This window comes from Brevundimonas sp. (assembly GCF_036659295.1).
Taxonomy (GTDB): domain Bacteria; phylum Pseudomonadota; class Alphaproteobacteria; order Caulobacterales; family Caulobacteraceae; genus Brevundimonas.
In genome coordinates this window covers 1-20,056 of sequence record NZ_JAVXCU010000043.1, presented here as the reverse complement: position 1 = coordinate 20,056, position 20,056 = coordinate 1, and the positions used below count along the sequence as shown (strand labels likewise).

Below are 20,056 nucleotides of genomic sequence, written 5' to 3'. Positions count from 1 at the left end.
GCCGCAACCAATCCGGCCTACTCCACCACGGTCACGGAAACGGCTCTGGAAACCTATACCGAAGGCCACGGCCACACCCACAACTAGGGTGTAGCCCAACACCCAAAGAAAAAGCCCCGATCCGCACTGGATCGGGGCTTTTTTATTGTGCCGCTCAGCGTGGTGATCAGCCTTCGCTGACAGCACCGCGCAAAATCTGGTTGCGACGAACCGCACGGATTTTCAGTACCTTCTGGATCACCAGAACCGCCCCGACCAGAACCACAGCGGCCACGGCCACAAACGTCTTGCCGTGGCCCTCGGCCAGATGGTGCAGCCCCTTGCCGACCAGCCAGCCTGGTATAACCATGGCCAGAACCCAGACAAAGGCCGAGGTCACATTGGCCAACTGGAAGGTACGGCGGCGCATCTGCAGCACCCCCACCATCGTCGGCACAAAGGCCCGCAACGGACCAAAGAAGCGACCGATGAAAATAGAGGCCACGCCATAACGGCGGCAATACAGGCGCGTCCACGCCACCTTGCGACGATGGTTCTTCAGCCAGCGGTGACGCAGTACCCGAATGCCCATCCGGCGGCCAATGGCATAGGAAATCGCATCTCCCAGCACCGCCCCGATCACGCACCCCAGAATGACATTGGCGGGGTCAAGAATGCCCGTCGCAATCATGGTGCCCGCCAGAACCAGAAGTCCTGTCGCCGGAACAAAGGCCCCGATCACAAGCAGGGACTCTACAAAGGTAATGGTACCCAAGATCACTCCGGCCCACATCGCATTGCGCGATATGAATTCGGCGACCGAACTCAACAAACTGTCCATTTTGATCCTAAAGGCGTCGGGAAACCCGACTTAGGGGCATCGCCCTCGCCTGCATATGCGGCTTAGCGCCGCCGACGCCATCCGTCACAGGTCAATTGGTCGGAGTATCCGCATTTTCCGATTTCGCCCCGCCCCTGTGTCGCGAAATCCGCGGTCCCGCATCAAACGGCGACACACTTTGGCCTGATGGCGTCGTCCACATGCGGCGTCCCAGACCACCCCATTCATTATAAGGATCGCGAGGATCCCAGAACAAGCCGTCACGACCGATCGGGCGTTCGTACCAGCCATTCTTGGTCTGGCTGAAGCCGAGGCTGATCGTAGAATTCTCGCCTACCGGCACATTCACATAGCCGGACACGTTGCTGTAATCATGCGAGCCGATGCCAAGGCTGACCTCGCCTGTCATGCGGCGCGGTTCTTCGTCACGCCAGACAGGCATCTCGTCACGGCGTGTGTCTTCCGACAGCCAGTTGTCGATCTGCTGGGCCGTGGTCAGTTTCAGGCTGGAACCCGCACCAATATTCTGTCCCGCAGACGACACGGTCGAAGACGGGCTGGCCGCAACAATCGCTTCGGCGGGCATGCTGACAGAACCGCCATCACTGCGGGCAGTGGCCACCACGGCATCCTGATCGCGCTCAGGCATGACACCGGACATAGAGCCGCCAAGTGCCAAAGCCGACAGAACAGAAATCATCATGGTCATTTCGCACACCTCGCACCGCTCTGCGGCCAGTTTACTCTACCAAAAACGGCCTTAATCAGGCGACACCGTCACCGCGTCCCAGCGGGTCGGGCAAGGCCATGCCCTCAGGTGTAAAACTCAGGGCCACCGAGTTGATACAAAAACGCAGACCGCTGGGCGGCGGGCCATCGGGGAACACATGCCCCTGATGGCTGTCACAGCGGCCACAGCGGGATTCAACGCGCACCATGCCATGACTGTCATCACGCACACCGACCACATGGTCACGGTCCACCGGCTCCCAGAAGCTGGGCCAGCCTGTGCCGCTTTCAAACTTGGTGGCCGATTTAAACAGCGGAAGCCCGCACTGGCGGCAACAAAACACGCCCTTGCGGCTTTCCCCCAAAAGGGTGCCACAGAAAGGAGCCTCGGTGCCGTGCGCCAGAAGAACACGCTTTTCCTCGGCATCCAGTCCGGCCTCAAGCCGTGCGCGCTCTTCGGCGTCGGGCGGGGTCAGATCGAAACCGGCTTGGGATTGGCGTGTCATATCGGTCATGCTCGTGTCACTCAAAACAGCTAGGTTTCAACATAGGTATCCTCTCGCCAACGCGATAGGGCCAAGCCTGTTTTGGCAGCCCGTCTCTCGACAACGTCATCGGAACAAAGACCTATGGACGTTTACTCGCGCAAGCCCGTCACGCTAAGCCTCGCCCTTCCTCAGACTACAGACGTGCTTACTTACGGTATGATTCCCCATATCGAGATTTTCTGGCAATCCTCGCACCGCGTGGGCCGCACAGCGTTTGCGCTTGGCTGTGCCGTGCTGATTGCGCTGCGGGCGGCGATCGATTGGTGGGCGCAGCATGGCCTGCCCTCATGGCTGGCCATGGGCATGGTTTTGGCTGTGGGCTACAGCGCTATGTGCGTGCTCTCCTTGCGCCTGCATGATCGCGGACGCTCGGGCTGGTGGGGTTGGGTCGTGCTGATTCTGTTCGCACTGGCTTGGCCTCTGGCGCACGCCGCTACACCCGATGTCGCAAGAAGCGGGGCCGCTATCCTGCTGGTGCCTGTATTCATCGATCTGGCGCTCATGCCCGGCCAGAAAGGCCTGAACCGCCACGGGCCACCGCCTTCGCAGCGCCCGCTGTTCCCGCCTCAATCCTAGGCTGCAATCCTAGGCTGCCTAGAGCGGCGGCTGGCCGTCCACGACAGGGCCGAAACATTTCTGGAACGATGTTTTCAGCGCATCGTCCGCATCGTCCATAGACGCCAGAATCCCCAGATCCATCAGGCTGGTCACGCCGTGTTCGGTAATGCCGCACGGCACGATGCCGCCGAAATGGTCGAGGTCCGGTTCCACATTCAGGCTGATGCCATGGAAGCTGACCCATTTGCGGACCTTCACGCCGATGGCCGCAATCTTGTCCTCGCGCGCCCAACCCGCGCCCTTGCGTTCGACCCAAACGCCGACGCGGCCCTCGCGCATGCCCGCCTCGACACCGAAACGCTCCAGCGCGCCGATGATCCAGTCTTCCATGCCGTGCACAAAGCCGCGCACATCGCGCCCGCGCTGTGTCAGGTCCAGCATCACATAGGCCACCCGCTGACCGGGGCCATGATAGGTGAACTGCCCGCCACGTCCCGTCTTATAAACCGGAAAACGGTCGGGCATCAGAAGGTCGTCCGCCTTGGCCGACACGCCCGCCGTATAGAGCGGCGGGTGCTCCAGCAACCAGACCAGCTCATTCGCCTCGCCCGCCGCAATGGCCGCCACGCGGGCCTCCATCGCCGCTTCGGCCTGCGCATAATCCACATAGCCGTCAGAGATCGCCCATTCGACAGGGCGGCCATCGGCTCGCAGAAGCGGGGATACGGCCATGAGAGATTCGGTGACGTCAGCAGACATATTTAACGGCTCGGAAAGCATAACGGGTTCAATGTGCCTTCAAGAACGGCAAGGCAAGGCCGTCTTTAATGTGGTGGATGTTCTTACGTGAGCCAAATCGAAGCTGTTGATGTCGAGATTTCTGTCGTGCTGGGCCGTTCGGTCCTGCCGATGCAGCAATTGCTGCGTATGGGTCGCGGTGCCGTGATCCCGCTCGATGCCACAGAAAAGGACGAGGTGTGGATTTTGGCCAATAACCACCCTGTCGCGCGCGGCGAGATCGAGATTCGCGATGATCGCATCGCCATCACCGTCACCCGCACCGCCGATGTGTACGACTTTATGGCCGGTCAGGCCTAAAGTCCGGTACAGACAAAACCGATAGCAACGGTTTTTACCGTTAGCCAAAGCCCGCTCCGGCGGGCTTTTTGCTGGATTTTGTGTGGATCGGGTCAAAATCATACCGGCCCCGCGCATTTTCGGCTTTCCTTTTTCAAAAGCCTCGACTATTCAACCGCCTCCGATGCGAGCGGTCGTGGCGGAATTGGTAGACGCGCAGCGTTGAGGTCGCTGTGGGGCAACCCGTGGAAGTTCGAGTCTTCTCGACCGCACCATTGAACAGACAGGACGAATCCTAGCTACTACCAAGCTGGTGATTCATTTCAGGGAGGCACCCGACGTGAACAACACGGACCCCGCCAATCTGAAGCCTGTTCTGACTTCTTCTGAAAATCAGAACGACACCCTCGGCTCCGTAACGGAAGCCGAGGATCATGTCGCTCTGGGCGATGACTATGCCCTGACCGTCAGCTTCGTCGAAAAGGTGGTCGATGCCGCCGACGATGGCGACGGCATGCGCCTGCGTAGTCTGCTCGAAGACCTGCACCCTGCCGACGTCGCCGACCTGATGGGCTTCCTGACGGCCGAGCACCGCGCTGTCGTTGTCCAATGGTTGCCGCCCGAGCTTCTGGCTGAATCCCTGCCGGAAATGGACGACGGTATCCGCGAGGAGGTGCTGGAGCGCGTCCCTGCGGGCGTGCTGGCCGAGGCTCTGCAAGAGCTGGACTCCGATGATGCCGCCGCCGTTGTCGAGGACCTCGAGGACGACCAGCGCGAAGAAGTTCTGGCTGCCATGCCGGAAATCGACCGTGCGGCTATCGAATCTTCTCTGGGCTATGGCGAGGACACCGCCGGTCGCCTGATGCAGCGCGAATATATGGCGGCGCCACAGTTCTGGACTGTCGGCGACACCATCGACCATGTGCGTACCCATGGCGACGACCTGCCCGAATTGTTCTTCAATATCTATGTGGTTGACCCGCTGAACCGCCCCGTCGGCGGCGTCGCCATCAGCCGCCTGCTGCGCAGCAAGCGCGAAGTGGCCTTGAGCGACCTGATGGAGCCGGTGAACGAGATCACCGTCGATGTCGATCAGGAAGAAGTCGCCTACATCTTTGAAAAATACCACCTGATCTCGGCCCCCGTCGTGGATTCGGCCGGACGCCTCGTCGGCCAGTTGACCGTCGATGACGTGGTGAACATCATTCAGGAAGAAAACCGCGAGGACATCCTGCGCCTCGCCGGTGTTAATGACGAGGACCGCTCGTCATCGGTGCGAGAGATCGTGCGCTCGCGTGTGCCATGGCTGGGCATCAACCTGTTCACCGCCATTCTGGGCGCGGCGGTTATCGCCGTTTTCGAAGGCACCATCCAGCAGATCGTGGCTCTGGCCGTGCTGATGCCGATTGTGTCGGCCATCGGCGGCAATGCCGGCACACAGTCTCTGGCCGTGACCGTACGGGCGCTGGCTACCCGCGAACTGAACTCCTCCAATGCCCTTCGTACATTCCGGCGCGAGCTAACTGTCGGCTTGTTGAACGGCCTGATTCTGTCACCGCTTGTCGGTGTGGCGGCGGGTCTGTGGTTCTGGGACTGGCGCCTGGGCGCGGTGATTTCGACGGCTATGGTGCTGAACATGATGGTGGCCGCCACTGTCGGGGTTCTGACACCTCTGACGCTCAGCAAGCTGAAATTCGACCCCGCCGTGTCGTCCGCCGTGTTCGTGACCGCCACGACCGACTTCTTCGGCTTCCTGATCTTCCTCGGTCTTGCGACCGCCGTGATACTGTAAACACAGACAAATCCGGCACTGTCCCGAAACCGGGCTCCTTAATGGAACAGGGTTTGCTGTCTTCCAGACGAAGCCTGTCCTTAAGTTTCGTTTTGGATCATTTCGTGCCGAAACCTGCGCCCCGAACACGACGCAAGCTGTCCCGCGAGGGTCTGCTGCTGATTAAAAGCTTCGAGGGTTTCCGCCCCTGTGCCGTCTTGCGTCGCGACGGCACACTGACGATCGGATACGGCCACACTCAAAGCGCGCGCGAAGGCATTTCCATCAGCGAGGAAGAGGCCGAGCTGCTTTTGATGCACGACCTGATTCCGGCAGCCAATCTGGTCCACACCCAGATCAAACGCCCGCTGAACCAGAACCAGTTCGATGCCCTGATCAGCTTCATCTACAGCATCGGCCCCGAGCGGTTCATAAAGACCGGCATGCTCGACCTTATCCGCAAAGGGCGCATGGCCGAGGCCGCCGAGGTGCTGGCCAGCATTCCTGACCGCCAGCAACCGCCCGTCGACACCCCCTATCGCCGCCGCTGCGCTGAACGCGCCCTGTTCGAGCGGGCCGACAAGCCGACACTGGTGCAATTGCTGCTGGCCCCCATCAGTCGCCCCGACAAACAAACCACCGTGCCCGAAGATGCCGCACTGGGCATTACAGGCGTTCTGCGCCACGAGAACACACAGCCTGTCCGCGTAACGCGCACCCAAGAAAGCCGTGGCGACCTTGGTACGGTCGTTCTTCTGGCGGCAGTGGGCGTTGTCGTATCACTGGCGGCCTTTATCGCCTTCCAGCACGGGGTCAGCATGCCGGTGCTGGAAAGCCACGGCCTGATGATTGCCGGATCGCTCTGTCTTCTGGGTCTGGTCCTTATCGGCGGGGCGGTATGGCTGTTCTCGCGCGCACCCAAGACTTCACTCAAGATACGCTAGCCGGTTCGCCGTCACGATTTTGCAGATAGCCTTGCTATGAGAGCTTCGCGTCCGTTGCGGGACGCGCTATGCCTGTTCACGAGACTGCCCTGGTTGTAACGCCCCTCCCCTGTTACCGGACCCTATGACGCTTCCTGCTGCACCGATTGTTGCCGACGAATACAGGAAGTTTTCCGACGTGCTGGAAAGTCTCGGCCGTGGCAAAAACCCTCGCCTCAGCATCCGTGAAATGACCGAAGCCTTTGGCGAGCGCGGCTTTGGGGCCATGCTTCTGCTGCTGACGCTGATGGCCCTGTTTCCGTGGCCCCCCGGTGGCAAGGCGGTGTTCTCGATCCCGATCATTCTGATCTCGATCGAGATGGCCTTCCAGATGCCCAAGCTGCGGCTACCGAAATTCATCATGCGTGCCGAGGTTTCGCGCGACACCTATCGCCGCCTGATCAACAGTCCTGTGGCTTTGCCAAAGTGGCTGCGTCGGCACCTGATGTCGTCCAAATCCTCGCGACTGGGCCGCTGGTGGAGAAAGCGGATCGCGGTCAGTCCCGACAGCGCCACTCCGCTCATTCTGCTTCGCAGAGCCGAACGCCTGACACGCCCGCGCTGGCCCTTCCTGACCGGCGAAATCGCCGACACGATTATTGGCGTCGCCTGTATTTTGCTGGCCATGATGATGGCGCTGCCGGTGCCGTTCGGCGATGCGCTGCCGGGTTTGGCCATCGGCCTGCTGGCACTGGGTATTATTCAGCGCGATGGCGTGTTTATCGTGCTGGGGGCCGCAGGCTCCGTCATCAGCGGCATCTATATGCTGCTGGTCTGGAAAACCGTCGTGGCGGTCTCTACCGGCATTTTCGAGTGGATCAGCAGCCTGTTCTAGGCCGCCCTACAGGACCCAGTCTTTAGGGACTATTCCGTCTGGCCGCTCAGCCCCTGCATGATCGAACGGTTGATCTCGATCAGGGCTGTGAAATCGTCCTCGCCACGCGCCACGACCGAGGTGTGGCGGCTGACAAACAGGCTGATGGAAATAATCTGCGCGCGCAAAGACTGCGGCAGACCGTTGCCGGAATCCGAACATGCTGTCGCCAGCGTGGACCACAGCCGGCGGTTCCAGTCCAAAGCATCCATACGTTCGGCAAACTTGGTCTTGTCCAACGTCGCCGCATGCATCAGCGCGCGGGTCACCTGCCCGAACAGCCGGTATTCGGCCTGACGCGGGGTTTCAGCCCGCGTCGATGCTGTCTTGTACGCCTGTAGCGACATTGCCGAGCCTCTGCTCTTCGTAATCAACAATCTTGCGGGCGCTCATCAGCGCCTTGTAGTGCTGGCGGTTCATAACGTGGCGCGAACAGTTCACGCACTCGTTGAGAATCTCGGGATTCTGGATGACCCCCATGAATTCCGACAGTCGAAGCGCAAACTCGTCATAGAATTTGCTGGCTTCATTTTCGTCCAGATACATCATCATGACCGGGAAATAGATCCGGCGGGCGGGCGTGTTCACGTCCTCCGGCTGCATGATGTCTTTTTCGCGCAGGACGCTGGCCTTGTTTTGCAGAACCAGCACACCGCGACGATCACCGTTCTGGACAACGGCTCCGTTCAGTACAAATTTCTCGCCAGGTTTTAGCGACAGTTTCAGAGGCAAGACTACAGTCTCCGTAATTGCGCCTACCGTGACGGTAGTCGGCTGATGGAATGTAACCGGACGTGGTTAATCATCTATTCCGATTTGCTTCGAACCGTCACCTTTAACGGCCTCTTTTCATCACCTGCGACAAAGTTTTTACGGAACGCCGATGTGCCGGACCCGTTGTTTCATCAGCAACGCTGACAGGAGGCCCCCATGGTTGTTCCTGATTCTGCCTCCTATGCCGGAGGCGATCCGCAGGACGTAGCCGAGACGTTTGACGAGACCCATCTGGATGACGAGGGCGAAGGAGACTTCCTGCTCGACGAGATGGACGAGGTATTCGACGCCACGCGCGATCATAACGGCGAGCGCCCCTCGCGTCTCTCTCCTGCCGACAGCGACCGCCCCGATCCCAAGGCCCATCTGGTTGCCGAAGCCGATGCCTTGCTCGGCGAAAGTCCGCCCCCCGACGACAGTGACGATACAGAATCCGCCACTGTCGCAGCCAGCGAGATCGAACTCGTCTATGGCGGCCTGATGAGAAACCATCGCGGAGCGCAAGGCTCTGCGGCCCACTGGGAGGCTAAACGCCTGTCCAGCGAAGACATCGCCGATCTTGGCTACGACACCGATCTTCCGCCTGAAACGCCATAAGGAGAAACGTCCATGACGCAGAAGTCCCACCAAGACATGAAGGTGCAAGAAGACGTCAATGCTCCGATGTCCCGCAAGGCCAAGCTGCAACACGGCAAGCCCGACCAGCTCAAGGAAAAGCTGAAGGAAGCCGAAAACCGTCAGGAAGCCCTGATCGACGAAGCCGTCGAGGAAACCATGGACGCCAGCGACCCGCCTTCGCCTAAACACATCACCTGACCTGTTCAGGACAGTATCTTTAAGCTACCTGCTCCTGAAAGAGATTTCAGGAGCAGGTTTCGTATGAGCAGCCGGTTCGAAGGCACGTCCGACTATATCGCCACCGACGATCTGAAGATCGCGGTCAACGCCGCCGTGGCTCTGGAGCGACCGCTGCTCATCAAGGGCGAGCCGGGCACCGGCAAGACGGTTTTGGCCTATGAGCTAGCCAAGGCCATGAATGCGCCCCTGATCACCTGGCACATCAAGTCCACGACCAAGGCCCATAACGGTCTGTACGAATACGACGCCGTCAGCCGCCTGCGCGACAGCCAACTGGGCGAAGAGCGCGTGCATGACGTCCGCAACTATCTAAAGAAGGGCAAGCTGTGGGAGGCCTTTACCTCCGACGTGCGCCCTATCCTGCTGATCGACGAAATCGACAAGGCCGATATCGAGTTCCCGAACGACCTGCTTCAGGAACTGGACCGCATGGAGTTTTTTGTTCAGGAAACCGGCGAGACCATCAAGGCGGCGATACGCCCTGTGGTCATCATCACCTCGAACAACGAGAAGGAACTGCCGGACGCCTTCCTGCGCCGCTGTTTCTTCCACTATATCCGCTTCCCCGATGTCGAGACGATGAAGGACATTGTCGAGGTCCACTTCCCCGGCATCAAACCGCGTCTGGTTTCCGAAGCCCTCAAGAGCTTCTACGAAATCCGCGATACGCCGGGCCTCAAGAAAAAGCCCTCGACCAGCGAGCTGCTGGACTGGCTGAAACTGCTGCTGGTGGACGATATCAGCCCTGAAAGCCTGCGCGAGAAATCACCCAACAAGCTGATTCCTCCGCTTCACGGCGCGCTGCTCAAAAACGAGCAGGACGTGCATCTGTTCGAACGTCTGGCCTTTATGGCCCGCCGCGAAGGTATGCGTCCCGGTTAAGGGTCGTGTTTGGATAGCCTTATCCCTGACACCTTGGATTACTGCGAATTCACTGGTGACGCTGGCGGAACCGGCACACGATAGGGCTATCAGGAGTTGGATTATGTATAAGTTCTGCCTGCCTATTCTGTCTGTCCTTGCGCTCGCGGCCTGCGACTCTGATCAGAGTGTCCGCATTTCCCGTAGCGTCGAGATCGACACCGATACCAGCGCGGCCTCGTCCAAGGCACTCAAGGTGATCAGCGCCTTGCAATGCCCGTCGGATCAAGGCGTGCTGACCCGTGTCGGATCGGCCAGTGTTGACGGACAGACCTGCACCTATGCAGGGCCTCGCGGTGCTGAAATCCAGCTTCACCTCGTCTCCCTGAATGGTGAATCCAGCTCGGATGCGCTCATGCGCTTCCAGAACGAACTGGTCCCTGCCGCCGATGGCACCTCGGCTAAAGCCAATGCCACGGTCAGCACCTCGACAGATAAAGACGGCACCGAGACTGCAACGGTCACCGCGCCGGGCGTCAATATCGCGACCAAGGGCGAAGACGCCTCGGTCAAGTTGCCCGGCCTGAACATCGAATCCAAGGGTGACCAAGCCACAGTGCGGATGCCGGGCATGTCCATCGAGGCCGATGGTGACCGCGCCCAGATCCGTATCGGCGGCATGGTCATCAAGGCCGACGACAAGGGCAGCACTATCACGGCACCCGATGGCACCGTGAAGATCAAGGCCAACGAAGCGGGCACGGTTGTCCAGACCCAGTCAGGTCAGGCCGTTCGCGCCACCATGATCCATATCGACTCCAAACCCGCCCCCAATGCGTGGCGCGTGGTTGGCTATGAGGCGCGTGGTCCGTCGGGTGGCCCTATCGTGGTGGCCACTTTCCGCACCCGCGACCGTGACGAACAAGCCATTGTTGAGTCCGTTCGTGAACTGGTTGTCCTCAACGTCGGGGATTAATCGCTTCTTTTACGTCGGTCGGCCTTGAAAGCGTCGCGAGGGTAGTTCACCTGCCTGCCTTATGAGCAAGACGACGACCCTGGCCGCACACGACGACGAACTGGCCCCCCTTCCCAAAAAGCCTCGCACCCCCAAGCCCCCGCGGGCATGGCAGCGCATGCTGTCAGGACGCCGTCTGGACCTGCTGGACCCTTCGCCCTTCGACATCGAGGTCGAGGACATCGCCCACGGTCTTGCCCGCGTCGCGCGCTGGAATGGCCAAACCATCGGCGAGCATGCCTTCTCTGTCGCCCAGCACTCGCTGATCGTCGAGGAGCTGTGCCGCGTTATCCGCCCCGGTCTTGAACCGAAATGGCAGATGGCCGCCCTGCTGCACGATGCATCCGAATATGTGATCGGCGATATGATCTCGCCGTTCAAATCGGCGCTGGGTTCGTCCTACAAGGATTTCGAGGCCCGTCTGGAAGCCGCCATCCATGTGCGTTTCCAACTGCCGCCCAAGACGCCGCAAACCATCAAGACGCTGATCAAAAAAGCCGATCGCGCCTGCGCCTTCTTCGAGGCCACCCAGTTGGCCGGCTTTAACAAGCGCGAGTCGGTACAGATTTTCGGTGCCCCGCCTGCTGGCTATTCCATCACTCTGGAACCCATGCCCGCTTTTGACGCCCAGAAAGCCTATCTGGACCGTTATCACGAACTGGCCGAAGCTATGGGGCTCAGCACCCGCGCCTGACGGCGCACCACTCCGAAGACGGCCATAATGGCAGGGCGATAATGACGGACGGCGAACATCCTATGCCAGCCTCCCCTAACGAGACGCAGATCGGCGTCCGCATCGGCCTGTCCGTCGTCATCATCGCATTGCGGGGCCATCAGGCAGTGGTTCTCACCACCCATGCGCCCGACGGGGCCGCCGCCCTGCCCTTCGGGCCGTTCGATCCGGTCAAGGATCGCACCTTCGAGCTGGCCCTGCGGAATTTCGTGACCGAACAGACCGGCTTTCCGCTGGGCTTTGTCGAACAGCTTTATACATTTGGCGACATGGGGCGCGCCTCGCCACGCGCCACCCCCGGCCCTGTACGCGCCCGCGAGGTCTCGGTCGGCTATCTGGCCCTGACACCCAGTTCGCATGCCGACACCGGCCACGATGCCCACTGGACGCCGCTGTTTGACATTTTCCCGTGGGAGGACTGGCGCAAAGGGCCGCCCGCCTTGTTGGATACCCTTCGCACGCACCTGCTGGACTGGGCCGGTCAGGATGGAAAACGTCGCTCGCGTGCCGAAACCCTGTTTGCACTGGCCCCCGAAGCCCGCTGGAACGAGGAAAAGGTGCTGGAGCGCTATGAGCTACTCTACGAGGCCGGTCTGGTCGCAGAGTCCGCGCGTGACGATGAGCGTGACGCCGCCATCCTCCTGAATGATCTGCCCATGGCTTCGGACCACCGGCGTATCGCCGCAACCGCTCTGGGCCGCCTGCGCAGCAAGCTGAAATACCGTCCGGTCCTGTTCGACCTGATGCCGGACGAGTTCACCCTGTCATCCCTGCAAGCTGCCGCAGAGGCGATTTCGGGCCTGTCCCTGCACAAGCAGAACTTCCGGCGCGGCGTTGAACGCACCGCACTGGTCAGCGCCACAGGCCGCTTTGCAACCGATACCGGCGGCCGTCCGGCCGAGCTTTTCCGCTATGCCGGTCCGGATATCAACGGTGGCTCTGCGCCCGGTCTCACCCTGCCGGGACAGCGTTGAACCATATCGGAATTTTTTTGAAAGAATCGGCTTGCGGCCCCGGAGCGACTTGGCTACATAGCGCTCCTCGCTCGGCCCCACAGGGACCAACGATCTCGCGGAGAGGTGGCAGAGTGGTTGAATGTACCGCACTCGAAATGCGGCGTACGTGAAAGCGTACCGGGGGTTCGAATCCCCCCCTCTCCGCCATATATTCACAAAATAAAACTTCCCCTACGGGGACCACGAACAAGATCGCATCTTGGCCGTACAAGCTTTGCTATAATATTCAGCCCACAATTCAGCACACTGAGTGCTTATACCAAGTAGTTTCGAGCCGATATTTTGGTTCAAGCCTCTGCGTATCGCCCCGCTAAAACACCATAAAACCAAGCTTTTTAAGGCCATGACCCCTGTTTGGGGGATAGTTTGCCTTTGAGTGCAACATTACAGTGGTATTTAAAGTTATATCTTCCTTAAGCGGTTTCTCGCGAGGGGTTTTTTAAATGTTTCAAGAGTTGCTACCCGGCATCTCGCCCGAGAGTGAGTTTGATGCCTTTAATCTCGCTGGCGGCAGTGACAATGCAGCCCTGTCTCCGCAGCTTTGCAACTTCGCCCTGACCAAGTGGCTGGATAACGAAAGCAAGGCACGCATGCTCGTCTCGTCGGACATGGTTGTCCGCTGGATGAGCGAAAAAGCAGAAAAGCTGGTCGAAGCGGGCATCATCCGCATTCGCGAGGGCCATCTTGTTCCCCGCTCGATGATGGTCACCAACCTCCTGCACAACTGCACCACCGAAACCTATAACTGCGCTATCTCGATGGACTGCCAGCAACGGGCATGGGTTGTATGGGCACGTCGCCTTTGCGAGCCGCCCGTTTCGCTGATCGGGGTGATCTTCAACCCGCCGCGCCTGTCATCGCGCTTCGAGGCTCTGGTCGATACCCATACGCTGACGCCGACAGAGGGCCGCGTGGTGGAAATGCTACTGAACGGGTTTGAAACCGGCCGGATTGCCCAAAACCTGAACATCTCCAGCCAGACGCTGAAAACCCACATCAAGCATATCTACAGCAAGCTGGGCGTCAAAAGCCGTGGCGACCTGTTTGCACAGGCCGCCGGATTCGCCAGACCCTGATGTTCTGCAGGCCCATCACCTATAGTGTCGAAATCTCGATCGTCAGTTCGTCATTATAGATACCGGCCTGCGCGCCCTCGACCTTGCCGAGTGTCAGCACCAGTTCAAAAGCCTGGCCGGCATAGGTTCGCGGCGGATCGATATCGCGAACCGCAATCTGGTTTAAATCCAGAATACTGCCATCAAAACGCACATTGTAATCGAGGGTGGCCGTACCCTCGCCCACGACTTTCAGCTTCCCGTCATTGGCCGATTTGAAGGTCAAGCGGGCCGGATTATTGGCCCGGGTCTGGACGTACAACTGGCGCACCTTGCCCGTCTCGGCCTTGCCGAAGTCCACCACACTGACCGACGCACCCGACCCGAAATCACCGCGCGAGCCCGACAGGTTCATCTGGGCGCGCGGCAAGGATGTCAGATCCAGCACCACAGGGGCCTGCTCATAGGCCACTGCGGTTCCCGGTTGGCGAAGTTCCATCATCAACCGCTCGCTATACTGACCCGCCGGAACAACGGCATCATCAAGTATGGCCACATCGAACAGCACCTCCGCCGTCTCGCCGCCCTCCAGTCTGGCGGTGAAGACCGATGGCACAACCGAGCGCGAAACACCTGCCATCGGACGCAGCTCTATTTTAAGCCCCGTCGTCCCGACATCAAAGCGTGTCATGGCCTGCCGCGTCTCGTCGACCAGCGCCAGATCTGCCTGACAGGCTTCGCTGCCCGGATTGCTGATCCGGAACTGCAACCGCGCCGGTGCTGTCGCCGGAATAAACGGGTCATAGTCCAGCCGCACCGACGGCGGCATCCCCTCGACCTTGAGCATACAGTCCTGCGCCCTCGCCTCGGCCGCCCACAGCGCAAGCACCGAGACAAAGGCAGACAGAGCAAGCTTGTCCAATGGAGCCAGACGTCCCTGATCGCGTGACACAGCCCTAGCGCGGGGAGATTTGCAATGTACCGACATCGACCATTCCTTCACTGTCTTCGGGGATTACGAAACGGGCCACCTCGCTGCCGCCAATCAGGATGCGATAGCGACCGGGGGCCAGACGGTCGGCGACAAACCGCCCTGCACGGTTGGTAAAGAAGGGACGTGCCTGATCCCGATCGCCGCCCTCGGCGACAATCTCGCCTACGGCCAGCACCAGTGCGCCTTCCGGCCCGATCAGCGAGCCCACAGCAATGCGCGAGGCATCGCTGCCGATCTGCTGGCGATAACCACTGCCAAAGGCAGGGAAGACATTGATGGTCCCCGAGCCGATGTCATAGCCCGTCGGCAATGGATCAACCAGAATGTCGAAGCTGTTAATGCCATAGCTGCGCTGGATGGGGATCAAGGGCGGTCCCAACAGGCCCGACTCGGCCACCTTGCGCGAACCGGACATGATGGTGACGTCCGACTGCGCCAGCGACTTGTGAACCGGCGCGATAATAAAGGCATCGTCAACCGGTCGGCCGATAGCAAAGGCACCATCGGCAAAGCCGATGAAGCTGCGCACCGCCAGCACAGACTCTACGCCCGCGCTTTCCCCTTCCAGACGATCATAGGGGCGGTTGTGGGTCAGCTGGGCCTCGAAGCGGTTATTGATGTAATCCAGCCGTCCCGAAATATTGCGCCTGCGGTCGTCATTGGTGAAACGCGCCTCGCCGCTCAGATCATTGAGCGAACCGGTCGAATAGCGCCCGACGACCAGTTCCGAACGGCTATCGTCACTGTCATAGCGGGCCTGTGCATTCCAGCGACCGCCCAGAGGCATGGTCAGGCCGATCGAGAAGCGGACACCGTCCTCTTCGCGCGCATTGGTGAAGCTGACATTGGACACCAGATTGACGCGCCCGAAGCTGCGGCTCACGCCCAGATCAATCTGGTGACGCCGGAACCCGTCCAGCCGCGCCTCGGCCACGCCGACACCCAGACTGAGGCCCAGCTCCCATGGTGCATTCCACTGTACCAGAGTGCTGAACCGCCATGCTTCAGGGTTGTTGCGATCAGGCTGGAACACGTCGACAAAACCGCTGCTCGTCCCCATCAGTGTGGCCGTGATCCTCAGATCGTCCGGATCGCGTAAGCTGAAATTCTGGCGATAGCTGAGCGAGGCCGCCACACCGTTTCTTTCATTCAGCCGATCGCGGCTGGCCGCCATTTCCAGCAGCATCAATCCAAAGCGCGAGCCCCAGATGGCCGAGCCGCCAATCTGTTGCACATCCTTGGACGCCTGCCCGTTAACACCCAGGGTCAGGCTGTCGCCAAAGCCCTTGCTGACGAAACCTGTCGCCAGAACCGGCCCGTCATATTCAAACGGTGTCGACCCTTCATACTGACCTGCGGCAAAGCCGAAATCGACCACGCCGTCGCCCAGAAGGTCCGATCCGCTGAACACATCAAAGACCGCAATCTCCCTGCGTCCCGTCACGTCATCGACCACCAGTTGAACCTGATTGGCACCGGTGCTGAAGGGAAAGTCCGCAACCGAATAACGACCAGGCTCCAGCCTCAGGGTCTGGGACATCAGGCCGTTGACGATCACATCGACCGTCGCGGCACGCTCCAGAGTAAACTCCTGACGACCTGTCGGACGGATATTCTGGAAAGGGCGCACTGCCGCATAGGCACGCTCTACCCCGATGCCAACCACACGGCCCGAGCCCTGAAAGCCGTCGGCAATCGGGGTAAACTCGCCCGCCATGGCGCGGATGCCCGACTTGAAGAAGTCTTTGACCAGCCGCGTCTCCGTACGCCGCCAGCCACTGCCTTCACGCGCGCCGTCATATTCCGCGCCCGTAACCAGGGTGACGCCACCAAAGCCGCCCCAATGGACAATGCCGTCAATCGCACCGCGAAACGGGGCTGTATCGCCGTCATCATGCAAATAGCGCTCGGCCAGCGAGATATTGGCCCCCGCCGAGAAGCGGGCAGGCTGGGGAAAGGACGCCGGATCGGGCGGCGCACGACTTCCGCTCAGGCTCATAGCCGTTGCGTTCAGACTATCGCCGCCCGCAGTGGCCCGCAGTTCCAGCGCGGTCGTTGAAAACGCCAGCGCAAAACCGGCAGTGTCCAGATCGGTAAAAGGCACACGCTCGCGCCCTGCTGCCGCCTGTCGCAAAGCGGCCAGTGTCTCGGGCGTGACCACGGGCTGGATCAGATCAAAAAAGCGCTGCGCATCCACAAGGCCATTGCCCTGCACATCCACATCCGCGCTGACCATGCCGACAAAGCGGCCGTTCAGCGTCAGTGGCACATCAATCGAGGTATAGACCCGCGGCGTCCCCGGCGAGACGGCCTGCGCCACCACTGGCACAGCCATGTCGGGGGCGGCCTCTACAGGAACGCCCCTGACGTCCTCTGACACCTCTTCAACTGATCGGGCCGGCGTTCCGGTGATCGGGGCCGCTGCCGCGGTCCTGGGGCGAGAACGCGCAAAGCTGACACCCGCCTCAGCCGGAACGCCCGTGTGAGAGCCGGACAGTGCGGCGTCCAGCTCCGGCCCGCCCGACGACACCGACCCGTCCGAATAACGGTTCGTAATGATAGGTGCGTCGGGATCGTTACTTTCCGCACCGGTCGCTGCCTGGGCAGTTCCGGCCAGAAAAAGCGTCATCATGAGAACAGCATGCGAGCAACCCAGATAGGCGCTACGCCCCCCTGCCGTCATGTGCTGAACGGACATGTTTGTATCCGTTCATTTCAATTGGATGGCGACCGTCACATTACCGGTCATCGCCGCAGCCTGAGCCGCAGGAATTGTCATGCTCCTTTTGCCCCCGGGGAGAATGGCCCCGAACGCGCCGAACGCGACATTCTCTGCATCAACCACAACAGGCGCACCGCTTTGTGGCACCAGCGTCCATTCCGCTGTCCGCAACAATGCCACGCCATCACCCGTATTGCTGACATCGAATGCCAGATCATTATTGGCCTGACGGACCGTCGGACCGATGACCAGATTGGGTTTGGCCGAGGGCGGCTGGACGACCATGTGGCTGACAAAATCAAAGCCGATTTTGACCTGCGTCTGGCTGTTGTCACTATTGTTCAGGGTCGTGAAATCGACCGGCAACTGGCTGACCACAACCGCATAGAGTCGCCCTTCGGTGACCGAGGGATCACCCACATAGCGGATCTGGATCGCTTGCTCTCCGCCCGGCTGGATAATGATCTGGGGTGGAAACAGGATGACATCGGCATCCTCGGGGGTCCGAACCGCCGTCCCTTCATCGGTGATCGTCACGCGATAGGGATTGATTTCCAGCGTAATGGGCATCGCATCCGTATTACGGATCATCAGCCTGTAATTCGCGTTCGAGCCTGACGGAGCGACCGTCGCAATCATGGGCTGGACTTCGTGCGCATCCACCACGGACGGCACAACGAGGCAGGCGGCGGTCACCAGACCGGCGCATGCGGCAATAGCTGCTCTTTTCATGGAATTGACCCCAGAAAGAAAAGGCGGTCGGGCTGCACAACCCGACCGCCGCTTGGCCTTAGATGGCCGACAGTTCGAAGGAGAAGGACTCGTTGTAGGTACCAGCCGGAGCGGCATTGGCCGGATAGAAGGTTTGGCCCAGCGGTGCCGGTCCAGGAGCAGCCACATTCACGTTCAGATAGAACTGGGCGCCACTGCCGTTAGCCAGAGATTGGCTATAGCCGACTTTGTTGCGGGTAAACTTGCCCGAACCTTCCGCATCACCGGGGGTGGCGTCGGTGGTGTTGATGTCGAACGCATTATCAGCAGCATCAAAACGCATGGCATAGTTGATCAGGTTGTTGCCATTTTTGAAGTCGCCGTTCAGCGGGTTGACGACCAACTGGGCCGTGCCGCCGGTGTTGCAGGCCAGTTCCAGATTGGCGACCATTTGTTCGGCTTCATGAGCTACCGAAGCGGTGCCGCTGGAGACGTTTGCAAGACGGATACCGCAATACGGTGCGACAGTCGTGTTGACGGACAGACTTTCAGCCTGCGCAGCACCACCGGCAGTAAGTGCCGCGAGAACCGCAAGACCAGATACAATACCAACTGCTTTCATAACTATTTCCTCCCAGAACCCAAGCCACTATTAAAGTTAAAGCCCGGATTTAAGTTAATAATCGCATCCATTATTGTTTACGATTAAGGAACTCGACAGCAACTACGCGCTGACACCCTCAAAATGACAAAAGTCCTTTTCACTTCAAAAATAGTCACCCGTTAATGGTATGTTAACGAGATTTTTTGGGGGTCACTTAATGTAAATAGTCACTCAAAGGTACATTAGTTTTTCGATATTAACGTTTAAATACAATATTCTAATCAAAATTCACCGATATCCTTAGGCGCATTAACTGGCTTTTTGACATCAAAAGACAGGACCGCGCTTGACCCGCCCCACAGCAAGAGGCCACTGAATACCTATCGGTTTCGGGGAGACTCCTGACAGTTCAATGATCAATCTGACATGGCGGTCGGGGCGCGACCTGTGGACGCGCATAGTAGAACGACCGGGCGCACATCTGTCCGAACCTGAAACCCGCAAACTGGTCGATGACCTTCGCGCGATTGCCAGCCTGACCTTGAATGACAGCGAACTGGAATATGGCGTTCTGGGTGGTGATGCCGAGCGACTGAAGAACTGCGTCATCACCATCGTCTATCAGGCCGAAACGAAAAACGGCCCGCGACGCCCTATCGCCTTCAATGTGCTGTCGCTGCTGGATGTGGAGCTGGCCAACCGTCCGACCACGGTAATGCACCTCGGCCTCGTCATGGTCGACCCCGGCGTGCGCGGACGCGGCCTGTCAGCGACACTCTATGGCCTGACCTGCGTTCTGATGTTCCTGACCGGTCAGGGCCGTCCGCTCTGGATTTCCAATGTCACACAGGTTCCCGCTGTGGCCGGTATGGTGGCCGAGACGTTCTCGGACGTCTTTCCATCCCCCCGCCCCGATGCGCGCCGCAGCTTTGACCATCTTAGTCTGGCCCGCCAGATCATGGCCCGCCACCGCGCCGCATTCGGTGTAGGCAACGAAGCCGGATTTGACGAAGCCCGCTTAGTCATCACCGATGCCTATACGGGCGGATCCGACGCCCTAAAAAAAACCTTCGCGCAAGCGGCTCCGCACAGAAAGCAAAAGTACAACGACTTTTGCCAGCAACAGCTGGACTATGATCGCGGCGACGATCTGATCCAGATTGGCCGTATCGATATGGCTGCGGCCAGCCAATATCTGCGCAAGGTCGCCCCGCCCACCACCGCCATCGGCCTGACCGGACTGGTGCTGTTGCTGGGCGCACGCATGACCTTCCTGCCCCTCATCCACTGGCTGTCGCCCAACCGCGCCTGGGGCGTGCTGCGACCTGCAAAGACAAAATGATGACCCAAGAT

General features: G+C 59.8%; 23 protein-coding genes and 2 tRNA genes. 15 read left to right on the top strand and 10 right to left on the bottom strand.

What is annotated here, in order from left to right; translation table 11 throughout:
• Positions 1 to 166: 166 nt before the first annotated feature.
• The 3 genes from RSB01_RS09235 to msrB form a co-directional block, all read right to left on the bottom strand.
• A complete protein-coding gene (locus RSB01_RS09235) occupies positions 167 to 760 on the bottom strand; it encodes a DedA family protein (RefSeq protein ID WP_332591578.1) in 594 nt (197 codons plus the stop codon).
• Positions 761 to 911: 151 nt separating this feature from the next.
• Positions 912 to 1,529, bottom strand: coding sequence for a hypothetical protein (locus RSB01_RS09230; protein WP_332625351.1), 618 nt, complete (start codon positions 1,527 to 1,529; stop codon positions 912 to 914).
• 55 nt (positions 1,530 to 1,584) lie between these two features.
• On the bottom strand, positions 1,585 to 2,064 hold the full coding sequence (msrB, locus tag RSB01_RS09225) for a peptide-methionine (R)-S-oxide reductase MsrB (protein WP_332625350.1): 480 nt from the start codon (positions 2,062 to 2,064) through the stop codon (positions 1,585 to 1,587).
• A gap of 189 nt (positions 2,065 to 2,253) precedes the next feature.
• Here msrB and RSB01_RS09220 point away from each other — a divergent pair, with 189 nt between their 5' ends.
• Entirely contained in the window at positions 2,254 to 2,673 is a 420-nt protein-coding gene (locus tag RSB01_RS09220) for a DUF805 domain-containing protein (protein WP_332591560.1), read from the top strand.
• A gap of 18 nt (positions 2,674 to 2,691) precedes the next feature.
• On the opposite strand, the gene lipB is transcribed toward RSB01_RS09220, so the two are convergent.
• Positions 2,692 to 3,387, bottom strand: coding sequence for a lipoyl(octanoyl) transferase LipB (gene lipB, locus RSB01_RS09215; RefSeq protein ID WP_332591563.1), 696 nt, complete (start codon positions 3,385 to 3,387; stop codon positions 2,692 to 2,694).
• A gap of 114 nt (positions 3,388 to 3,501) precedes the next feature.
• On the opposite strand from lipB, the gene RSB01_RS09210 reads away from it, so the two are divergent.
• From RSB01_RS09210 to RSB01_RS09190, 5 genes are all read left to right on the top strand, one after another.
• Positions 3,502 to 3,753, top strand: a complete 252-nt coding sequence (locus tag RSB01_RS09210) for a FliM/FliN family flagellar motor switch protein (RefSeq protein ID WP_167176976.1) — start codon at positions 3,502 to 3,504, stop codon at positions 3,751 to 3,753.
• A 169-nt stretch (positions 3,754 to 3,922) separates the two neighbouring features.
• A tRNA-Leu gene (locus tag RSB01_RS09205) sits at positions 3,923 to 4,007 on the top strand.
• Between the two features lie 65 nt (positions 4,008 to 4,072).
• The gene (gene mgtE, locus RSB01_RS09200) at positions 4,073 to 5,524 is read left to right on the top strand and encodes a magnesium transporter (protein ID WP_332619840.1); all 1,452 of its coding nucleotides are present in this window, start codon (positions 4,073 to 4,075) and stop codon (positions 5,522 to 5,524) included.
• Between the two features lie 104 nt (positions 5,525 to 5,628).
• Positions 5,629 to 6,447 carry a lysozyme gene (locus RSB01_RS09195; protein ID WP_332591558.1) on the top strand — a complete coding sequence of 273 codons (819 nt, stop codon included), beginning with the start codon at positions 5,629 to 5,631 and terminating at the stop codon, positions 6,445 to 6,447.
• 124 nt (positions 6,448 to 6,571) lie between these two features.
• Entirely contained in the window at positions 6,572 to 7,321 is a 750-nt protein-coding gene (locus RSB01_RS09190) for an exopolysaccharide biosynthesis protein (RefSeq protein ID WP_332591557.1), read from the top strand.
• A gap of 29 nt (positions 7,322 to 7,350) precedes the next feature.
• Here RSB01_RS09190 and flaF read toward each other — a convergent pair whose 3' ends face one another.
• A complete protein-coding gene (flaF, locus tag RSB01_RS09185) occupies positions 7,351 to 7,707 on the bottom strand; it encodes a flagellar biosynthesis regulator FlaF (RefSeq protein WP_332591556.1) in 357 nt (118 codons plus the stop codon).
• Positions 7,667 to 8,092: a flagellar biosynthesis repressor FlbT gene (gene flbT / locus RSB01_RS09180; protein WP_332620080.1), complete on the bottom strand. Its 426-nt coding sequence runs from the start codon at positions 8,090 to 8,092 to the stop codon at positions 7,667 to 7,669. The genes flaF and flbT overlap by 41 nt, the downstream gene beginning before the upstream one ends.
• Positions 8,093 to 8,290: 198 nt before the next feature.
• Here flbT and RSB01_RS09175 point away from each other — a divergent pair, with 198 nt between their 5' ends.
• The 8 genes from RSB01_RS09175 to RSB01_RS09140 all read left to right on the top strand — a co-directional run bounded on the left by RSB01_RS09175 (position 8,291) and on the right by RSB01_RS09140 (position 13,693).
• The gene (locus RSB01_RS09175; RefSeq protein WP_332592203.1) at positions 8,291 to 8,731 is read left to right on the top strand and encodes a hypothetical protein; all 441 of its coding nucleotides are present in this window, start codon (positions 8,291 to 8,293) and stop codon (positions 8,729 to 8,731) included.
• A gap of 12 nt (positions 8,732 to 8,743) precedes the next feature.
• Positions 8,744 to 8,950 carry a hypothetical protein gene (locus RSB01_RS09170; protein WP_332592202.1) on the top strand — a complete coding sequence of 69 codons (207 nt, stop codon included), beginning with the start codon at positions 8,744 to 8,746 and terminating at the stop codon, positions 8,948 to 8,950.
• A 63-nt stretch (positions 8,951 to 9,013) separates the two neighbouring features.
• A complete protein-coding gene (locus tag RSB01_RS09165; protein WP_332620079.1) occupies positions 9,014 to 9,874 on the top strand; it encodes a MoxR family ATPase in 861 nt (286 codons plus the stop codon).
• A gap of 103 nt (positions 9,875 to 9,977) precedes the next feature.
• On the top strand, positions 9,978 to 10,829 hold the full coding sequence (locus tag RSB01_RS09160) for a methyltransferase type 11 (protein ID WP_332620078.1): 852 nt from the start codon (positions 9,978 to 9,980) through the stop codon (positions 10,827 to 10,829).
• A 157-nt stretch (positions 10,830 to 10,986) separates the two neighbouring features.
• On the top strand, positions 10,987 to 11,562 hold the full coding sequence (locus tag RSB01_RS09155) for an HD family hydrolase (protein WP_167177720.1): 576 nt from the start codon (positions 10,987 to 10,989) through the stop codon (positions 11,560 to 11,562).
• Positions 11,563 to 11,624: 62 nt separating this feature from the next.
• On the top strand, positions 11,625 to 12,575 hold the full coding sequence (locus RSB01_RS09150; RefSeq protein ID WP_332591775.1) for an NAD regulator: 951 nt from the start codon (positions 11,625 to 11,627) through the stop codon (positions 12,573 to 12,575).
• A gap of 99 nt (positions 12,576 to 12,674) precedes the next feature.
• Positions 12,675 to 12,764, top strand: a tRNA-Ser gene (locus RSB01_RS09145).
• A 296-nt stretch (positions 12,765 to 13,060) separates the two neighbouring features.
• Complete coding sequence (locus RSB01_RS09140; RefSeq protein WP_332591774.1) at positions 13,061 to 13,693, top strand: helix-turn-helix transcriptional regulator; 633 nt, start codon at positions 13,061 to 13,063, stop codon at positions 13,691 to 13,693.
• 19 nt (positions 13,694 to 13,712) lie between these two features.
• On the opposite strand, the gene RSB01_RS09135 is transcribed toward RSB01_RS09140, so the two are convergent.
• Genes RSB01_RS09135 through RSB01_RS09120 form a run of 4 tightly spaced genes read right to left on the bottom strand, consistent with a single transcriptional unit; the run spans position 13,713 to position 18,721 of the window.
• Positions 13,713 to 14,594, bottom strand: coding sequence for a hypothetical protein (locus RSB01_RS09135; protein WP_332591773.1), 882 nt, complete (start codon positions 14,592 to 14,594; stop codon positions 13,713 to 13,715).
• A 34-nt stretch (positions 14,595 to 14,628) separates the two neighbouring features.
• Positions 14,629 to 17,364, bottom strand: coding sequence for a hypothetical protein (locus RSB01_RS09130; protein ID WP_332625347.1), 2,736 nt, complete (start codon positions 17,362 to 17,364; stop codon positions 14,629 to 14,631).
• 12 nt (positions 17,365 to 17,376) lie between these two features.
• Positions 17,377 to 18,120: a hypothetical protein gene (locus tag RSB01_RS09125; RefSeq protein ID WP_332591437.1), complete on the bottom strand. Its 744-nt coding sequence runs from the start codon at positions 18,118 to 18,120 to the stop codon at positions 17,377 to 17,379.
• A gap of 58 nt (positions 18,121 to 18,178) precedes the next feature.
• A complete protein-coding gene (locus tag RSB01_RS09120) occupies positions 18,179 to 18,721 on the bottom strand; it encodes a hypothetical protein (RefSeq protein WP_332591438.1) in 543 nt (180 codons plus the stop codon).
• A gap of 394 nt (positions 18,722 to 19,115) precedes the next feature.
• Between RSB01_RS09120 and RSB01_RS09115 the strand changes: the two genes are divergently transcribed.
• Positions 19,116 to 20,045 (top strand): hypothetical protein, encoded by a 930-nt coding sequence (locus RSB01_RS09115; RefSeq protein ID WP_332591439.1) that lies wholly within the window; start codon positions 19,116 to 19,118, stop codon positions 20,043 to 20,045.
• Positions 20,046 to 20,056: the final 11 nt, after the last annotated feature.

Excerpts from the sequence above, each read along its gene's own strand:
- RSB01_RS09230 (WP_332625351.1), bottom strand. The coding sequence starts at position 1,529 with ATGACCATGATGATTTCTGTTCTGTCGGCTTTGGCACTTGGCGGCTCT.
- msrB (WP_332625350.1), bottom strand. The coding sequence starts at position 2,064 with ATGACCGATATGACACGCCAATCCCAAGCCGGTTTCGATCTGACCCCG.
- RSB01_RS09220 (WP_332591560.1), top strand. The coding sequence starts at position 2,254 with ATGATTCCCCATATCGAGATTTTCTGGCAATCCTCGCACCGCGTGGGC.
- lipB (WP_332591563.1), bottom strand. The coding sequence starts at position 3,387 with ATGGCCGTATCCCCGCTTCTGCGAGCCGATGGCCGCCCTGTCGAATGG.
- RSB01_RS09190 (WP_332591557.1), top strand. The coding sequence starts at position 6,572 with ATGACGCTTCCTGCTGCACCGATTGTTGCCGACGAATACAGGAAGTTT.
- flaF (WP_332591556.1), bottom strand. The coding sequence starts at position 7,707 with ATGTCGCTACAGGCGTACAAGACAGCATCGACGCGGGCTGAAACCCCG.
- RSB01_RS09175 (WP_332592203.1), top strand. The coding sequence starts at position 8,291 with ATGGTTGTTCCTGATTCTGCCTCCTATGCCGGAGGCGATCCGCAGGAC.
- RSB01_RS09170 (WP_332592202.1), top strand. The coding sequence starts at position 8,744 with ATGACGCAGAAGTCCCACCAAGACATGAAGGTGCAAGAAGACGTCAAT.
- RSB01_RS09165 (WP_332620079.1), top strand. The coding sequence starts at position 9,014 with ATGAGCAGCCGGTTCGAAGGCACGTCCGACTATATCGCCACCGACGAT.
- RSB01_RS09160 (WP_332620078.1), top strand. The coding sequence starts at position 9,978 with ATGTATAAGTTCTGCCTGCCTATTCTGTCTGTCCTTGCGCTCGCGGCC.
- RSB01_RS09155 (WP_167177720.1), top strand. The coding sequence starts at position 10,987 with ATGCTGTCAGGACGCCGTCTGGACCTGCTGGACCCTTCGCCCTTCGAC.
- RSB01_RS09150 (WP_332591775.1), top strand. The coding sequence starts at position 11,625 with ATGCCAGCCTCCCCTAACGAGACGCAGATCGGCGTCCGCATCGGCCTG.
- RSB01_RS09140 (WP_332591774.1), top strand. The coding sequence starts at position 13,061 with ATGTTTCAAGAGTTGCTACCCGGCATCTCGCCCGAGAGTGAGTTTGAT.
- RSB01_RS09130 (WP_332625347.1), bottom strand. The coding sequence starts at position 17,364 with ATGTCCGTTCAGCACATGACGGCAGGGGGGCGTAGCGCCTATCTGGGT.
- RSB01_RS09125 (WP_332591437.1), bottom strand. The coding sequence starts at position 18,120 with ATGAAAAGAGCAGCTATTGCCGCATGCGCCGGTCTGGTGACCGCCGCC.
- RSB01_RS09120 (WP_332591438.1), bottom strand. The coding sequence starts at position 18,721 with ATGAAAGCAGTTGGTATTGTATCTGGTCTTGCGGTTCTCGCGGCACTT.
- RSB01_RS09115 (WP_332591439.1), top strand. The coding sequence starts at position 19,116 with ATGATCAATCTGACATGGCGGTCGGGGCGCGACCTGTGGACGCGCATA.